The following is a 17931-nucleotide window of genomic DNA, read 5'->3' on the forward strand; positions in this document are numbered from 1 at the left end:
AATAAATAAAAGGGTGGTGTTGAAAAATGCAAGGAAAGTTAGTATTTGTTTTTCTATGTTTGCTTCTTATTCTTTTTGGATGTTCATTCTCTGCATCTAATGAAAAGAAGAATGAATTGACCATTTGGACTTTTACGGATGAGGCAAAATATGCTGTTGAGAAATTTGAGGAAAGAAATCCTGACATTGATGTAAACCTTCTCTTTATTACCAATGATAATTATGTACAAAAATTAATTTCTGTTTTGCAGGTGGAGAAAAATGTACCAGATATTTTCTTTGTAGAGAATACGTATTGGCCACAAATAAAAGAAATACCACGCCTAGAAGATTTATCGCAGGCGCCTTATCATGCTGAGGAAATACTTGAACAGCAGTTTCAATATATTCAAGATATCGAAAAAGATGAAGCTGGGGTTGTCAGGGGGTTAGGGTATCAAGGAACTCCAGGAGCTTTTTATTATCGGAGAGACCTAGCAAATGAATACTTGGGTACGGATGATCCTGATGAAGTAAGCGAAATGATTAATAGTTGGGATAAAATTATGGAAATTGGCGAGAGGGTTTATGAAGAGAGTAATGAAGAGGTTCACGCCTTATCAAGTTGGAGTGATATTAACATTGTAGAAAGCTCAAATGTTAAAGAACCCTGGGTCGTGGATGGAAACCTAGTGATTGATTCTGTCCGCCTTAATGAATTGGATTTAGCAAAGGAAGCAAGGGAAAAAAATGTGGAGGCAAAATATGAGTCATGGGGACCGGCATGGACAGCTTCGATGCAAAAAGGGTCTGTTATGTTTTATGCAGAGCCAACATGGGGATTGCCACATATTTTTGAAAAAAATGCCCCCGAGACTTCAGGAACATGGGGATTAGCTCATGGACCGAAAACATTTAGTGGTGGGGGCACATTTTTAGCTATGTATAACAACAGTAAAAATAAAGACCTAGCTTGGGAATTTATGAAGTTTTATACGTCTGACCCGGAATTTTCAAAGGAACTAGCTAAGAGCCAACAGTATTTTCTAAGTAATAAAGATATTGATTCTGAATTGGCTCCCAAATTAACGTCCGAATTCTTAGGTGGGCAAAAATACTTTGAGTTTTTCGTAGAGGCAGGGGAGCAGGTTCCTTCAGCACCACAAACAAAATATGACAATGATATCAATGGATTGTGGAGTGACAAAGTGAATAATTACTTGAATGGAAGGTACAAAACAAAAGAAGAAATGATTGAGTCATTCAAAACAGAAGTTGGGCATAACTTTCCTGAAATTGATGTGGACTAGCCATACAGCTGAAGTTTATATACCGGAAAAGGAGGACTGAATATGTTTTCAAAACTTTTACGAAAAGATCACTATGGGTATGTTTTTATCGCCCCATTTTTTATCATTTTTCTTGTTTTTGGATTATATCCAATTGTATATTCCTTCTATTTGAGTTTTACCAATTGGGATGGTTTTGGTACTCCGGTTATAGTTGGCTTTCAGAATTATCAACGACTCTTTGGCGATTTTTTCTTTTATAAATCATTGTTTAATACACTACTTATTTGGGGCGTTTCGGTTATACCTCAGTTAACTGTAAGTCTAGTACTTGCTGTAGTCCTACATGAAAAGTTTGTCAAAGGAAAAAGCATTTTTCGGGCTGTGTTTTTCTTTCCGAATATTGTGACAGCAGCATCGTTAGGACTTTTAGTTGGGTTGATTTTTAGTTGGCAAACGGGAAGTTTTAACCAATTATTAATGAGTCTCGGTTTTATTCAGGATCCGATTCATTGGGCGGATAGACCGATGTTTATGAGAATACTAGTTTCTTCCATTCTCTTTTGGCAGTATTTTGGCTATTCCATGATCATCTATATTGCTGGTCTTCAGGGGATTTCAAAAGATTTATTAGAAGCTGCCGAAATTGATGGCGCTTCCAAAGTGAAAGTGTTTTTTCATATTACTTTACCACTTTTAAAACCAATCATTATCTTCCAAGTTATAACTTCAATTATTGGGGGGATGCAAATATTTGATCAGCCATATACCTTAACAGACGGTTCAGGGGAGCCGGACAAAGCCACATTAACGAGTGTGATGTATTTATATGAGACCGCCTTTACAAGATATCAGTATGGTTACGGTTCAGCGATCGCATTCGGGTTGTTTATCGTGATTGTGATCTTTTCAATCCTTTCCTTTGTGATTACAAACCGGAGAACAAATACTGAAAATATTCAAGGGAGGTCATAAAAGATGGCACAGAAGATGGTGCAAATGCGAATCAGCCGATCAATTCGGAAGCCTAAAAAGATGAAACCGAGCCATATTATCATTCATGTTTTGCTCTTATGTTTGGCCATCATTTGTATCGTTCCCTTCTATATTATGATTATTTATGGGACACATACAAATGCGGATATTGCCTCCAAATTCATCTTTCTACCTGGACACGCATTAATCGAAAATTACCAATCGATGAATGAGAATATCAATATATGGCGTGGTTTTTTGAATAGTTTAATTATCTCTACATTTTCAACCGCGTTGACACTTTATTTTGGGGCTTTAAATGCCTATGGGTTTGCTAAATATAAGTTTAAAGGGAATAAAGTGTTGTTCTGGTTTGTATTAGCAACGATGATGGTTCCCCAGCAGCTCGGACTTGTAGGGACTTTCCGGATTATGTATATTTTGAACCTATTGGACACATACGCAGCCTTAATTTTACCAGCCGCTGCTAATGCCTTTGCTGTTTTCTTTGTCAAACAATTTATTGATGGGACCATTCCAGACGAAATTATGGAATCGGCAAGGGTCGATGGAGCTGGAGAGTTTAAAACATTTAACCGCATTATTTTGCCGATGTTATTACCAGCATTGGCCGCATTAGGTATTTTTACCTTTATCGGTTCGTGGAATAACTTTATCGGACCATTGGTCTTACTTTTTTCCAATCAAAAATATCCACTGCCTTTATTGGTTCAACTTCTTCAAGGGTACTATGGTACCAATTATGGCGTTCAATATTTAGGTGTCGCACTGTCCGTTCTACCGATTATTATTGTTTTCGCAATATTTTCCAAGCGAATTATTGGTAGTGTAGCGATTGGAGCAGTAAAGGGCTAATTGAGAGAAAATGAGGGAACTTGGCAAAATTATTGTCAAGTTCCTGACAAGGGAGAGTGATCAATTCATGCAACTAAATGGCCTCATGAAGGTGATTTATCAAGCGGGAGAATGGGTGATCAAGCTTGTCTATGCCAATCTATTATGGATGTTTTTCACTATATTAGGGCTAGGGATTTTTGGATTTATGCCAGCAACGGTCGGTTTATTTACTCTTTTGCGTCAGTGGATTATGGGAAATGAAAAAGAATCTGCCTTGCAAATCTATTGGAATAGTTTTAGACAAGAATTTTTAAAATCCAATTTGTTTGGTTTGTTATTTTTAGTAGTCGGCTATATATTAAGAATCGATATTATTTATCTTAAAACTTCTCCTCATTTCGTATTTCAAGCACTTCTTATTGTTATGTTTTGCTTAGGAGTACTATATTTTATTACTATATTGAACTTTTTCCCTGTGTATGTTCACTATGAAATTTCCTTTTTTTCGTATATTAAATATGCTTTGTTGATTGGGATCTCTCAGCTTTCATCCACAATTATGATGATGCTCGGTTGTATCGTTATTTTCTGTTTATATTGGTATTTTTCCGGACTCATTCCGTTGCTTTGTGTGAGTTTATTTAGTTTAAATCTTATGTGGTTTGGTTATCGATCGTTTAAGAAAATTGAATATGAACAACAGGCAATGACAACTCGTGTTTAAAAAACTGCTCGATGATCTCTAACTTTATTTTTATATTATACTTACTATATAATTATATACGCGCTTTCATCTATGATAAAATGAATCTGGTTCCCATTTTGGGAGTATTATGGGGAAATGGAAAAACAATAAACTTGAAGTTTAATACTTTTGATCTTAACCGAAAAAAGAGGTGCAAAATGAAAAGGGTTCAATTGCTTGCTAAGATTGGAGAGGCTGGTGTCGTAGCTGTCATTAGGGCAGATTCAAAGGAAGAAGCTGTAGAGGTCTCTAAGGCCTGTATACAAGGAGGAATCAAAGGCATTGAAGTTACTTTTACGACTCCTGAAGCAGACAAGGTGATAGAGGAGTTATCGATACAATATAAGGATGACGCTAATATTGTGGTTGGCGCAGGAACGGTATTAGATGTTGTCACAGCAAGAATGGCGTTGTTATCAGGAGCGGAGTTTATCGTGAGCCCTTGTTTTGATGCAGAAACAGCTAAACTTTGCAATCTGTATCAAATTCCTTATATGCCAGGATGTATGACGGTCACAGAAATCAAACAAGCTTTAGAATTTGGTGTGGACATAATTAAGCTTTTCCCAGGTTCTGCTTTTGGTCCGGACTATATCAAGGCAATTAAAGCGCCCCTTCCACAGGTGAATATCATGCCAACGGGGGGCGTAAGTTTGGATAATCTCGATCAATGGATAAAAAGTGGCTGTGTAGCAGTAGGGGTTGGCGGACAACTGATTGCGTCTGCTAAGAATGGTGAATATGAAAAAATTACGGAAAATGCTCGTCTCTATATGAAAAAGCTTGAGGAAGCAAGAGGAAAGATCCTATGAAAAAAATTGTTACATTGGGTGAGATATTATTACGTCTTTCGACTCTTGTTGGTGAGAGGATTCAACAATCCACTCAACTGCTAATGCATTATGGAGGAGCAGAGGCTAATGTGGGTGTATCATTGGCTAATCTTGGATTAGAGGTTTATTTTGTTAGTAAAGTTCCAGATAATCCGCTTGGACGAGGGGTAAAAAGGCATTTAAAAGCGAACGGAGTACATACAGACTATGTAAAAACAGGGGGAGAGCGACTAGGTACCTATTATATTGAAGCAGGAGTGGGTGGAAGAAGTACACAAGTTACGTATGACCGAAAGGGTTCTAGCTTTGCGCAAATGAAGCTGGATGAAATAGATTTTGCCGATATTTTTAAGGACGCTTCCCTTTTTCATATATCAGGCATTACACCTGCAGTCTCTCCCATGATGAAAAAATTAACAGGCGTTGCCTTAAAAAAGGCTAGGGAACAAGGGATACTTACAAGCTTCGATTTTAACTATCGTGCAAAGCTGTGGTCTCAAGAAGAAGCGGGAGCAGCCATCAAGGAATTTTTGCCCTTTGTTGATCTGTGTTCCTGTGGAGAGTTAGATATGCTTTATTTACTTGGACTTCCGAGAGCGGAGGAAGGAAGGGACCAGACGGAAAGACTTTATAATTACTATAAAAGGCTCCAAGCTCAATACCCAAATATAAAATATTTCAGTTCAACTTTTCGAGAAGTGATTTCTGCTTCTACCAATACTTTGCAAGGAAATTATTATGTTGCCGGAAAGCTCCATCAATCGAAAGTCTTTCACATCGATCATATCGTTGATAGAGTCGGAGGAGGAGATGCTTTTACAGCAGGGATTCTATATGGACTGATAATGGATATGCCACCGGAACAAACGGTTTCCTTTGCCACTGCAGCTTCTTCCTTAAAGCATACCATTCAAGGAGATGGCAATACTTTCTCAAAAGATGAAATTATCGCTTTTGCTGAACAAGAGCCTGGAAAGATTGTTCGATGAGGGAAGGATTGAATGAAGGTATTGAATGTTCGGAAATAGGAAGATTTTTATACAGAAATAAATATTATTATCATAAAAAATCTCTTTAAGAATGATTCTTAGGGAGATTTTTTTCGTTCAAGAGAAGACAGTAAATGGATTTTAAATTTGAGCATTCTCCTTATATAAAAATAAATCAATTATATAAAAAAAATGCTATCCCTTTATTTGTCTAAGTAAAAAGAGTCTTATTGCAGGAAATCAAAGAAACTAGTAGTTTGAAAATATGAAAATGGTGCTTGTTTCATTTTTAAAGGAATGGAAAGGAGTGAGGAAAGATTGGCGAGTAAGATTCAGGTTCAAAAAGTAAAAAATGAAAACGTATACAAAGAAAAAGAAAATTTTCAGTTGAAGATTAGAAGGTTTGGAAGACAAATGGTTAGGGACCGGTATCTATATTTATTAGCATTGCCCGGTATAATCTATTTTTTAATGTTCAAGTATTTGCCTATGTGGGGGATCACGATTGCTTTTAAAGACTTCTCGCCTTTTTTAGGATATGCAGATAGCCCTTGGGTTGGGTGGAAACACTTTGCAAGATTATTTACACATTCCGATTTCTTGATGATTTTGCGAAATACATTAGCGATTAGCTTTTTAAATTTGATTTTTTTCTTTCCACTGCCCATTATACTTTCTCTATTGTTAAACGAGCTAAGAAGTCAGAGTTATAAACGTGCGGTTCAATCAATTATTTATCTTCCCCATTTTTTATCATGGGTGATCATCGCAAGCTTATCCTTTATGCTTTTATCTAAATCTGGCGGTGTGATTAATCTTTTAATTGACTATTTTGGATTTGAAAAATTTGATTTTTTAACGAATCCCAATACTTTTTGGTTTTTATTAACAGGTCAATCGATTTGGAAGGAATGTGGCTGGGGGACAATTATCTTTTTAGCAGCCATCGCTGGTGTTAATACAGATCTCTATGAAGCAGCAAGGATAGATGGGGCCAATCGATTCCGCCAGATTTGGCATGTAACTTTACCCGCCATTCGCAACGTGATTGTAATTTTATTGATTTTACGTCTTGGAGATATCATGGAGGTCGGCTTTGAGCAAGTGTTCCTCATGTATAATGGCGCTGTTTCAGAAGTTGCCGAAGTATTCGATACATATGTGTATCGCGTAGGGATTCAACAAGGACAATTTAGTTATAGCACAGCAGTCGGCCTATTTAAATCATTTGTAGGACTTATCTTAGTCGTCATTGCTAATCGAATGTCCAAAAAGTTTGGTGAGGAAGGAATTTATTAGATAGGGGTGATGGGGGATGAAAGTGAGTATTGGAGATCGGGTTTTTAATGTCTTTAATATTTTTATTTTGGGCATCATTGCGGCGATCACGCTTTTTCCGATTTATTATGTATTTGTCGTTTCTTTTACAGAACCAACAGAATATCTGCAAAAGACTTTCGTGTTATTTCCGGAGAAATGGTCATTGGCTTCCTATAAATATCTATTATCAGCAGATGCTTTTGTACAATCACTTGGTGTGAGTACGTTTTTAACGATAGTGGGGACTTTTTGTAGTTTACTCATCACTTCTTCTCTTGCCTATGCTTTATCGCGGAAGAAGTTTAAAGGGAGACGAGTTCTCTTATTATTAATACTATTTACGATTTTATTTAGTCCCGGTATTATTCCTAATTATTTACTTGTTAAAGAACTAGGTTTACTCAATAGCCTTTGGTCTGTCATCCTTGTTTCCCTTTCCAATGGTTGGTTTGTTATTTTGATGAAAGGATTTTATGACAGTATCCCTGATTCTTTAGTTGAAGCAGCGACCATTGATGGATGTAATGATATTACCGCATGGGTGAAAATTATTCTTCCATTGTCCTTGCCATCCATTGCAGCCTTTGGTTTATTCTTTGCTGTGGCCTATTGGAATCAATACTTTAATGCCCTGTTGTATTTGAATGATGCAAGTAAATGGCCCATTCAGGTTTTATTGCAGAATATGTTAATTGACGCGTCAGGCAGTAGTTTAGGGGATGTGGATCCACTCATTAAACCACCTCCTTCTGAAACCTTGAAAATGGCTGCTGTCGTGATTGCCATTGTGCCGATTCTACTTGTCTATCCATTCTTACAAAAGCATTTTGCGAAGGGGGTGATGATTGGATCGATCAAAGAATAAGTATGTTGCTTATTTGATTGTTTCTATAATAATAGTTAAAAAAATAAGCTTTATGTAAACGGGGGAGAGGTTTGATGAAAAAGGGATTTATATTATTGAGCGTTTTATTCATAATGCTATTGGCAGCCTGTAGTGGAGGTGGCGAAAAAACAACGACTAAGAAAGACGAAAATACGGAGAACAACAATGGAGCAGATGAACCGACTAACATTCATATTATGAGTCACTTTTTTACTCCAACACCACCAAGCAAAGATGCTCCTGTGAAAGAAGAGATCGAAAAAGCAACCAATACAAAATTAGAGATTGATTGGGTGTCAGCTAATAACTATGGAGACCGTTTCAATGTTACATTGGCGTCAGGAGAGCTGCCAGAATTGATGTTAGTCCCAGATCCATTTAGTCCTGTTTTCAGGCAGGCAGCAGATCAAGGAGCCTTTTGGGATGTCTCACCTTATATTGACGATTATCCCAATATTAAAAATGGAATTGAAGAGATTGCTTGGGATTTAACCAAAATGAATGGGGCCAATTATGTTATCCCGCGACCAAGACCGGCTGAAGGGGAAACTTTCTTTATTATTCGGAAGGATTGGTTAGATCGGGTTGACATGGAAGTGCCAACAAATACAGATGAACTATACGAAGTAATGAAGGCTTTTAAAGAAAAAGACCCTGATAATAATGGCAAGGATGACACTTTTGGATTTATTGGTGATATTGGCGATGAAGATATGGGAGCAATGGGGAACTTTGAAGGAATCTTTACAGGTGTAAATGGGGAGTGGAAAGAAGAGAATGGTCAATTGACTCATACAGTGTTTCTTCCTGAAACCCGCGATGCGCTTGAATATTTAGCGAATGCTTATAATGATGGACTACTAGCAGAGGATTTTGCATCTTTGCAGAATAGTCAAGCGAAGGATATGTTTAAAGCAGGAAAAGCAGGAATTATCAATGAGAAGGCGGGGGCATTGCAAGATTATTATGAACAAATTATCCAAATCGAACCGGAGTTGGAGTTCACGGATCTTTTGCCAATTACAAATATAAATGGCTTTAATCCGCAAGGCCCAGGGTTTGCTGGGGGAAATGCCATTCCAAAATCTGTATCTGAAGAGAAAATGAAAGAAATATTAGCGATGATTGATCGTTGGATGGAAGATGATGTCTTTATCTTGCATAAACAAGGCATTGAGGGAATCCATCATCAGGTGGAGGATGGCGAAGTTGTCATTGATACGGAAAAGATGGAGAAGGACTCAATTGGAAGTTTCAATCAAATTGTCTATGTTTCCGATCCATATGCCAGCTCAACGAAACCGACTTTCCCTGAAGATGCCCAGAAATTATATGAAGAAATCCAAGACGAAAGGGCTAAAACAAGTGTCCCAAATATTGGGATGGGGCTTTATTCAGAAAAAGGCAACACGTATTTGCCAGAGTTTAGAAAGAAAGTTCAAGATCTAAAAACGAAAATCATTTTAGGCAAAGAGCCTATTACTGCATGGGATGATTTAGTAGAACAGTTAAAGGATGATGCTGATATGAAAACACTGACAGAAGAGATCAATGAATCTTATCAAGCGAGGGAAAGTTAATATACTCAATCTTGAGACTGAGACATAACTAAAATGCGAAGTATACTTCCAGAGCGGGGTATATGAACCTAGTAATTCGGTTTGGTCTTGTGTGAAAACACTTTTGTCTCAGCCTCAAGACTTTTTTTGAAAAACTTGCAAGTATAACGATGGAGATTTTTAAATGGTCGGAAAACGCCTCTAAAATATTCCTTGAAAGTATGGTAATATATTTGAAAGTGCTTACAATAAGAGGTGGAATAATTGAGAAATGTATTTGGTAAAAGGTTTGCAAGCTATTGTTTGCAATTTAACGGTCACTACCGAAGAAACCTAATCTTATTCCTCTTGATCACAAGTCTTCCAGGCATTCTAATCGGTGTAATATTATTTTTCGTTAGTAAATCACAGATGGAAAAAGAATTACATACAGTTCATCAAAATCATCTATATAAAACGATCGATTCTATCCAAGAGCAGTTCTCCTATGTGGAATTTCTACTCGCTAATTGGGCTACAGATGTTAACTTTGGTGAAGACTATGAACAGATAGATTTAAAGAATGATTATAAGAAAGTACGTCAAATATATAAAACACTCCTATACATTGAAAATTCCAATCCATTTATCGGACATGTTGAGCTATTCATCGATCAAGAGGAACCGATTGTTTTCTCAAAAAGTGGTTATCGTTTTATAAATGATTCAAAATTACCTGCCTATCGGCAATTTTTATCTCGTGATAATAGCTTATTTTGGAGTCCAATACTATTGGAAGTGGAGCAGGATTACAAAGGACGATATGCATCGCTTGGGTTAGTCCATAAGATAACAAATACAAGATTCACTTCTTACGGATCCATCCTAGTCTACATGGATAAGGATAAGCTAGCTGAATTACTTAAATCCCCGTATGAGGCGGGTTCAGTTTTTCTAATCAGTAATCAAAGCCATTGGATGTTCACTGATCCCAATCAAGTGAAGCCAAGCAAGTTGGAAAAGGCTGTTTATAATGAAATACAAGAAAAATCGGGAAAAAAGGAACCCTTTTTATTCCATTTGGACAAGATGGAATACACCGTAACCTATGATTCATTTTCCAGGCTTGGTGATCAATGGTACTATGTTTCGATAGCGCCGCTTACAACGATTACAGCGCCAGTTGTATTTATATCGAAGCTATTCATTATTCTCTGTTCAGCCTTATTATTGGCGGCTATTTTCCTTTCTTTATTTGCCTCTAAGAAATTATACATTCCGATTGAAGCGTTGCTAAAAAAAATAAATGATGGGGGAAATACAACGAAAAATGAGTTTGATTTTATTGAAAATCAGTGGAATCATCTTTCGAGTGAGAGTGAAGATTTACGAAGCCGTTTGGAAAGACAGCTGCCTGATTTAAAAGAAGGTTTTCTAATGCAGCTTTTTCAAGGCTACTTATTTCCATTTACAGAAAAGGAATTACAGGAACGTTTTCACCATTTTGGTTGGAAAAAAGAGCAAAAGTATTTGCTGCTTTTTGTACAATTGTTTGGCTTATCTAAGTTACAAGGGAAATTTTTAGAGGGAGACGAGGGACTTGTTACCTTTTTAGCTGGAAACGTAACAAAGGAGTTAATGCATCAAGTGGATGTTTCTGGACAAATCATTAATTTTCACGATCTCTCCCTTGGTTTATTTATTACGATCCCACAAGCAGAAGCAAAGGAGGAGGTTGAAGCAAAAATTCATCAGCTTAGTAAGTCTATGATCACATCCATAAATGAAATTTGTCATATGGATGTCGTGATCGGAATTAGTAGGATGACGAATTCTATCAAAGAGATCCACCCTATTTTCGAAGAAACCAAAAACTCCCTAAGTCTTCGCAAATGGAAAGATTATAATCAAATTATTGAAATTGAGAAAATGGATCAATTGTTTTTACAACAAAATCCATTTGAGTTTCCATTTGATATAGAAAAAGAGATTACACAAGCGATCAGACTGAGAAATGAAAAGGAAGCCATTAAGCGATTAAGATCATTTTTTCAGACATTATCTGAGAGAAACGTTAGTACGGCTATAATCAAACAAAGTGCTCTTCAACTCTTGAGTAGTATTCATCAGATCGCTTTACAGGCTGGATTAATGGATGAAAGTATTATGAATAAGGGTGTTCAACTATATAAGCAGCTTTTTGACTTAAATGATCCCATTGAAATGGGGTGGTGGTTTGAAGAAAAGGTTGTACGAGTCATCATACAGGAACTCTCACAAAAGCAAGATCAAAGAATGAGAATAGTAGTAGAAAAAGTTGTTCATTTTATGCAAGAGAATTATATGAAAGATATTTCCCTAGACTATTGTGCTGATCAGGTTCACTTGCATCCGACTATTTTAAGTCGTGTATTTAAGGAAGTATCAGGCTGGAACTTTATCGACTTTCTTACTAATATCCGGCTTATGAAAGCAAAAGAGCTTCTCATTAAAACGGATGCTAAGATCAATCAAATTGCCGATCATATTGGATATAAGCCAAGCTACTTTAACCGACTTTTCAAAAAAAGCGAAGGGGTAACGCCTAGTGAATTCAGAAAAGTAAATCAGAGAAAGGGGAGTTTTATTTCGTAGGAGTAAGCGATACAAGGTGATTTCAATGTGAATTATTGGCGATAGAGAAAGGGAATGAAACACTATAAAACATTTGAGGTGACAAAATGCTAGATATGGCAACTTTTCAAAATCCTGATTCCAAATACGGAATTCACCCATTCTGGTTCTGGAATGGCGAAATAACGGATTCGGAAATTGAAAAGCAAATAACAGAGATGGCAGAAAAACGAGTGACGGGTTTTTTCTTATGTGCTAGGCAAGGGATGAGTGTGCCTTATTTATCTGATGAATGGTTTCGAAAAGTGGAATTTGCCGTTGAAGTAGCGGCTAAATATCATCTTGATGTTTGGCTATATGATGAATATCCGTATCCAAGTGGAATGGCTGGTGGGGAAGTGACATTAGAACATCCAGATGCTAAGCAGTCTGTTTTGCAACATGTTGTGGAGAAAATAGGAGGCGGGGAAAAAGTAGAAGTCGAATTACCGTGGGGAAAAGTGTTGTTTGCTAAGGCGGTACCAGTAGATCCTCAGACAAAAGCTCCTATTTGGCATGAGGCAATCAATGTGAAAGAACACATCGGAAATATACAGGTGGAGCCAGTCTACCAAAAGACAGGGCTCACGGCTTATAATCAAAAGCGTTTCTTTACCTATAATCCCAAGAAAATGTTGAATTGGACTGCTCCTAGTGGAGAGTGGGAATTCCATTGTTTTCTTGAAGGGGAAATCAATGATTTTAAATATTATGGGACTTTTGTAGATCCTTGTCATCATGAGGCCATGACGACTTTTATAGAATTGACTCATGAGCGCTACGCACAGAAATTGAAAAAGCACTTTGGAAAAACGATAAAAGGAATGTTTACTGATGAGATTCATTTGTTAGGCCGTTATCCTTGGTCTCCGCGTTTTGTCTCATTTATACAGGAAAAATATGGCTATGATATTCGGGAATATTTATATTTACTTCTTTATCAAGATAGAGATTTAGCCCCGAAAATCCGCTATCACTATTTCCAAGCCAACCATCTTCTTTTCAGGGAAGCCTATCATAAGCAAGTACATGATTGGTGTGAACAGTACGACTTAGATTATGTGGCGGAAGTTCCGTCTGTCAGGATGGCAACGCAAACTTATAGCCATATTCCAGGTGGCGATAGTGCTCATGAAAAGCTAGGGCGATCACTAGACTGGATTTTAAAGCGATATTTTTATAGTTTACGAGCGAATCCTAAAATGATTAGTTCTCTAAGTCTGCAACTTGGAAGGGACCGAGCATTAATTGAAAGCTTCCATAGTGTCGGCTGGTCAATGACTCTACAGGATGCGAAATGGATGATTGATCGTTTAGCTGCATTTGGGGTTAACTTTTTTAATTTTCATGCTTTCTTTTATACAGTGGATGCGATGGTGAAGCATGATGCGCCACCGTCTCAATTCTTGCAAAACCCATATTGGCAGCATTATCGAATGCTAGGAGATTATACAGCAAGAATGAGTTATCTTATGAGTGAAGGAACTCCCGTACGCTCAATTGCTGTGCTAGACCCAACCACAAGCTTGTGGACACATATGGGAAATCCATTTTCATCCTTTGCGTATACAGGAAAGGATGAAACGGAAAAAGAGCAACTTGAATATTTGAAGAGTCATTGGGCAGACCTGTGTATTGAATTAACGACCCATTATAAGGATTATGATCATCTTGATCCAGAACTACTTGCGAGAGCTGAGATTTCTAATGGAGAGATGATGGTTGGAAAAGCAAGATATAAGGTTTTAGTTATTCCGCCCATTTCAAATGTGGAAGCGGATGCTTGGAGGAAAATCAAGCAATTTATCGATGAAGGTGGAGTGGTGATTGCTAATGGGCTTCTTCCTTATGAAAGTATTGATGAAGATGAAGAGATGTTTGCGGAAATTAAGCAAACCTTTGGGCTAGCACCTAAAGCAATGATTAACTTTTGGAATGGGGAAGAGAAAGATCTGCTCAGCTATTACACGAAGGGAGAGAACAATGCATTCTTCATTCCTTGCACAGTGAATCAATCTTTACAAAAAAGAATACAGGCTTTATTTAAAATTCTTGATTCATCTTTACAAACTGATGTCCAGTTCAAGGTACAAAATGATACGAAGTGCTTTTTATTGCAGCACCGCCAATTTGACGATGAATCAGAAATGATATTTATAAGTAATCAAGAAGGGGATACGCATCAAGCCGAACTCTTTGTCAAACGCAATTATAGTAGCTTTTCGAAATTAAATCTGGAAACCGGGCAAAGTGAACAAATACCGGCTAAATGGATGGAAGATCATTGGAAAGTAGATTTGGAATTTTCTCCTTATCAATCTTATGTTATTCAAATGCAAAACAAGGTAGCAATCGAAAACTCGCTCGTTGAGAATGAATCAGATATTTTGGAAATAAATGCTGCTGATGATTGGATTGTGAGCCCACTACAGGAGAATATGCTTAGATTGGCGGAATTTACTCTCCATTTGCCCGGACAAGGAATAGCTCATTCTCCTATTCAGGCAAAGACATTTATTGATCAATGTGAGGACTTAGCCGAGAAACAAGCATTACCGGTAAAGTTTAAGCAAACATTTGGAACACCAATGAAGGTAAAGATGGCTTATCCAATCGATGTTTGCTATCAGTCTACCTTTGAAGTCGAGGAGTTTCCTACTTACTGTTCATTGGTAATGGATACTCATGCAATTCAAGGGGAATTGGCTATTTTTATTAATGGATCCCTTCTGGAGCAGGATCGTTTCCAACGAGAATTTGTTTACGATCATCATAATGCCGTTTGCGATATTTGCTCGTTGATTAAAAAGGGGACAAATACAATCGAAATAAAAGGAAAGATTCATCATGATTGGCAGGGAGTTGTCGACCCACTTTATATAAAAGGAGACTTTGGAGTTGAGTTTACTAATGCTCTCCAGCCAATCTTGACAGAATTACCTAGAAACTCCCCAGCGCTAATTGGACCATATAAAGGATTACCTTATTATGCGGGTAAAGTGCATTTCCAAAGAAAAATTCATCTTAATAGCCTTCCAGCAACAGCTGACTTTGCATTGCAATTTTCCGAGTTTGAGCATTTCCATGAATGTGCCGAAGTCGTGGTAAATGGTCATTCACTTGGAGTCAAAGCATGGTCACCATACAGATGGGAGGGAAAAACAAGTATTCTGTCAGAAGGAGAAAATGTGATTGATGTGAAAGTGACGAATACACTTGTTGGCCTATTAGAAGGCAAATACTTTGATGACGAGACACATACACTGAAAGATGTACGAAAAACGAGGAATTTCAATAAAGGAAGTGAAACAATTGAGCAAACAAAGAAATAATCGACCAAATGTCGTCGTGTTTTTCACAGATCAGCAACGTTGGGATACAACAGGTGTTCATGGCAATCCGCTTGATCTAACACCTAACTTTGATCAGATGGCTCAGGAAGGAACACATCTTTATAATAGCTTTACCTGCCAGCCTGTTTGTGGACCCGCTCGTTCTGCCTTTCAGTCTGGACATTATCCAACACAAACAGGATGTTATCATAATGGGGTCCCTTTACCCCCTGATACAGCAACATTAGCTCAGCAATTTAAGAAGGCTAGTTATCAAACAGGCTATATCGGCAAATGGCACCTTGCTGCTGAGGAACCAGTGAGTGCAGCGAGAAGGGGAGGGTATGATTATTGGTTAGCTTCGAATGCTCTGGAACACACATCTGAAGCTTATCAAACTACTCTTTATAACAATGATTGTGAACCTGTGGAGTTGCCAGGCTATCGAGTTGACGCGCTGACAGATGCGGCTATTCGTTATATTGATCAACATCAAAATGATCCGTTTTTTCTTTTTATTTCTTATCTTGAACCACATCATCAAAATAATATTGATGATTATCCGGCTCCTGACGGATATCGCGAAAGATATACATCGAAGTGGACACCGCCTGATCTTGCTGCCCTTGGTGGCACGGCTCCACAGCATTTAGCCGGGTATTATGGAATGGTAAAACGTTTAGATGAAGCATTTGGGAGACTAATGGATGCATTGAAAAGTCTACATTTATATGAAAATACAATTATCTTATTTACTTCAGATCATGGCTGTCATTTTAAAACAAGGAATAAGGAATATAAGCGTTCCTGTCATGAAAGCTCTATTCGTATTCCAACAGCGATTACAGGGCCCGGATTCCGACAAGGAGGACAAAAAAAGGAACTAGTCAGCTTAATCGATTTCCCGCCAACCTTAATTGATGCGGCTGGACTGGAAGTTCCCAAAGAAATGATGGGACATTCGATTTTACCTCTTGTTCGCGGATATAACGAAAAATGGCAGGAGGAAGTCTTTATCCAGATTAGTGAGGCACAGGTAGGAAGAGCGATCCGTACCAAAAAGTGGAAATATAGTGTCTCTGATCCAACAAAAGATCCCGTGCATGATGCTCAATCCGATCATTATGTTGAAGAGTTTCTTTATGACTTAGAAGCGGATCCCTATGAATTAACGAATCTGATTGGACTCAAATCACATCAAGAGGTAACAAGCAAATTAAGAGAACGTTTACTTCGTCGGATTGCAGAAGTCGAATCTGAACATCCGACGATTAAGCCAGCGCCTATTAGAGGAAGTGGCCAGCGGAAAGTGAATGAACGAGAGATTACTCTATAGACTATGTTTGTACGAAAATGATAAAAAGGAATTTCAATAGGAGGCTAAGAAATGGGAAAGGGAAAAATTTGGTCACCTGAATGGTCGCAATATAAGGATCGATTTACCGGTGTTCAGGTCACACAATTAACAGATTATTTAGGACATAGTCATCATTTATATTTTACAGAAAATGGTTGGTATGAAGATGGACAAAAGTTATTGTTTTGCTCAGATCGAGAGAATAAAACCAATTTATTTCAGATTGATTTACAGACTGGGAAGATGATTCAGCTAACTGATTATGACACTACTTATGATATGTCTGCTTGTTTGCATCCTGATGAGACGAAGGCTTATTTTCGCAGGAAAAATAAGATAATGGAGATTGATCTCCAGACATTGAAAGAAAAAATGATTTACGAAGGACCAGAAGATCTGATTGGTGGAAATCTTAATTGTACAGCAGATGGGAAATATTTGATTACATGTATGAGGGAAGATTTTTCAAATCAGATTCAAATCGATCTGAAGAATGGTTATATCGGTCATCGTGAACTAATGGAAGCCAAGCCCAAATCACAAATACTGCAGATTTCTATTGTGGATCAAAAAGCTAAGGTCGTTTTCGAGGAAGAGAACTTTATTACACATATCAATACTTCTCCAACAAAAAAGAACCTAATCACTTTTTGCCATGAAGGGCCATGGCAATTGGTCGACCATCGTATTTGGGGATTGGACCTGAAGACAGGCGAAGTATGGAAAATTCGCGAGCGAAAAGAAGAGAGGGAAATGGTGGGCCATGAATACTGGCATACAGATGGGGAGACGATTGGTTATCATGGATTTCGGGCCAATGGAACGGCTTTTTTTGGCAAAATAAGCTATGATAATCAGCAAATGGAAGAAGTGGAATTTCCTTTTCGTAATTGGCATGCCCAATCTAATGACTTTTCCAAAATCGTTGTCGATGGCAGGTCCCCACTGAATAAACTAATTGTATGGAGTCAAGTGAACGGGAAATTTACGAATCCTAAAGTGTTATGTGAACACCGTTGTAGTTTCCATGTGCAAAAGGTCCATGCCCATCCGCGATTTAGGCCAGATGGTAATAAGCTGCTCTTTACAAGCGATAAAAATGGTTATGGAAATTTGTATTTGGTTGATTTGCCGAAGAATTTTCATTCACTGCCTGATTATGTTACGGAGGAGTGAAA

The 17931-nt window shown here is 37.7% G+C and carries 13 protein-coding genes; all 13 read left to right on the plus strand.

Features of this window, described 5'->3' with window-relative positions:
- Positions 1-26 precede the first annotated feature (26 nt).
- The gene (locus IPU53_RS20515) at positions 27-1289 is read left to right on the plus strand and encodes an ABC transporter substrate-binding protein (RefSeq protein WP_207452868.1); all 1263 of its coding nucleotides are present in this window, start codon (positions 27-29) and stop codon (positions 1287-1289) included.
- 42 nt (positions 1290-1331) lie between these two features.
- Positions 1332-2243: a carbohydrate ABC transporter permease gene (locus tag IPU53_RS20520; RefSeq protein WP_207452869.1), complete on the plus strand. Its 912-nt coding sequence runs from the start codon at positions 1332-1334 to the stop codon at positions 2241-2243.
- A 3-nt stretch (positions 2244-2246) separates the two neighbouring features.
- Positions 2247-3119 (plus strand): carbohydrate ABC transporter permease, encoded by an 873-nt coding sequence (locus tag IPU53_RS20525; RefSeq protein ID WP_207452870.1) that lies wholly within the window; start codon positions 2247-2249, stop codon positions 3117-3119.
- A 67-nt stretch (positions 3120-3186) separates the two neighbouring features.
- The gene (locus IPU53_RS20530) at positions 3187-3825 is read left to right on the plus strand and encodes a YesL family protein (protein ID WP_207452871.1); all 639 of its coding nucleotides are present in this window, start codon (positions 3187-3189) and stop codon (positions 3823-3825) included.
- A gap of 179 nt (positions 3826-4004) precedes the next feature.
- Positions 4005-4658, plus strand: coding sequence for a bifunctional 4-hydroxy-2-oxoglutarate aldolase/2-dehydro-3-deoxy-phosphogluconate aldolase (locus IPU53_RS20535; protein WP_207452872.1), 654 nt, complete (start codon positions 4005-4007; stop codon positions 4656-4658).
- Positions 4655-5668: a sugar kinase gene (locus IPU53_RS20540; protein WP_207452873.1), complete on the plus strand. Its 1014-nt coding sequence runs from the start codon at positions 4655-4657 to the stop codon at positions 5666-5668. The genes IPU53_RS20535 and IPU53_RS20540 overlap by 4 nt, the downstream gene beginning before the upstream one ends.
- Before the next feature lie 318 nt (positions 5669-5986).
- Positions 5987-6967: an ABC transporter permease gene (locus IPU53_RS20545; protein WP_242698468.1), complete on the plus strand. Its 981-nt coding sequence runs from the start codon at positions 5987-5989 to the stop codon at positions 6965-6967.
- A 16-nt stretch (positions 6968-6983) separates the two neighbouring features.
- On the plus strand, positions 6984-7853 hold the full coding sequence (locus IPU53_RS20550; RefSeq protein WP_207452875.1) for a carbohydrate ABC transporter permease: 870 nt from the start codon (positions 6984-6986) through the stop codon (positions 7851-7853).
- Positions 7854-7927: 74 nt separating this feature from the next.
- Complete coding sequence (locus tag IPU53_RS20555; RefSeq protein WP_242698469.1) at positions 7928-9454, plus strand: extracellular solute-binding protein; 1527 nt, start codon at positions 7928-7930, stop codon at positions 9452-9454.
- A gap of 243 nt (positions 9455-9697) precedes the next feature.
- Positions 9698-12046, plus strand: a complete 2349-nt coding sequence (locus IPU53_RS20560; RefSeq protein WP_207452877.1) for a helix-turn-helix transcriptional regulator — start codon at positions 9698-9700, stop codon at positions 12044-12046.
- An 86-nt stretch (positions 12047-12132) separates the two neighbouring features.
- Complete coding sequence (locus IPU53_RS20565) at positions 12133-15396, plus strand: glycosyl hydrolase (protein WP_207452878.1); 3264 nt, start codon at positions 12133-12135, stop codon at positions 15394-15396.
- The gene (locus IPU53_RS20570; protein WP_396019967.1) at positions 15368-16732 is read left to right on the plus strand and encodes a sulfatase-like hydrolase/transferase; all 1365 of its coding nucleotides are present in this window, start codon (positions 15368-15370) and stop codon (positions 16730-16732) included. The genes IPU53_RS20565 and IPU53_RS20570 overlap by 29 nt, the downstream gene beginning before the upstream one ends.
- A gap of 51 nt (positions 16733-16783) precedes the next feature.
- Positions 16784-17929 (plus strand): oligogalacturonate lyase family protein, encoded by a 1146-nt coding sequence (locus IPU53_RS20575; protein WP_207452880.1) that lies wholly within the window; start codon positions 16784-16786, stop codon positions 17927-17929.
- Positions 17930-17931 lie beyond the last annotated feature (2 nt).

Origin of the sequence: Bacillus sp. SD088 (assembly GCF_017355205.1) — a bacterium.
Lineage (GTDB): Bacteria > Bacillota > Bacilli > Bacillales > Bacillaceae_C > Lederbergia.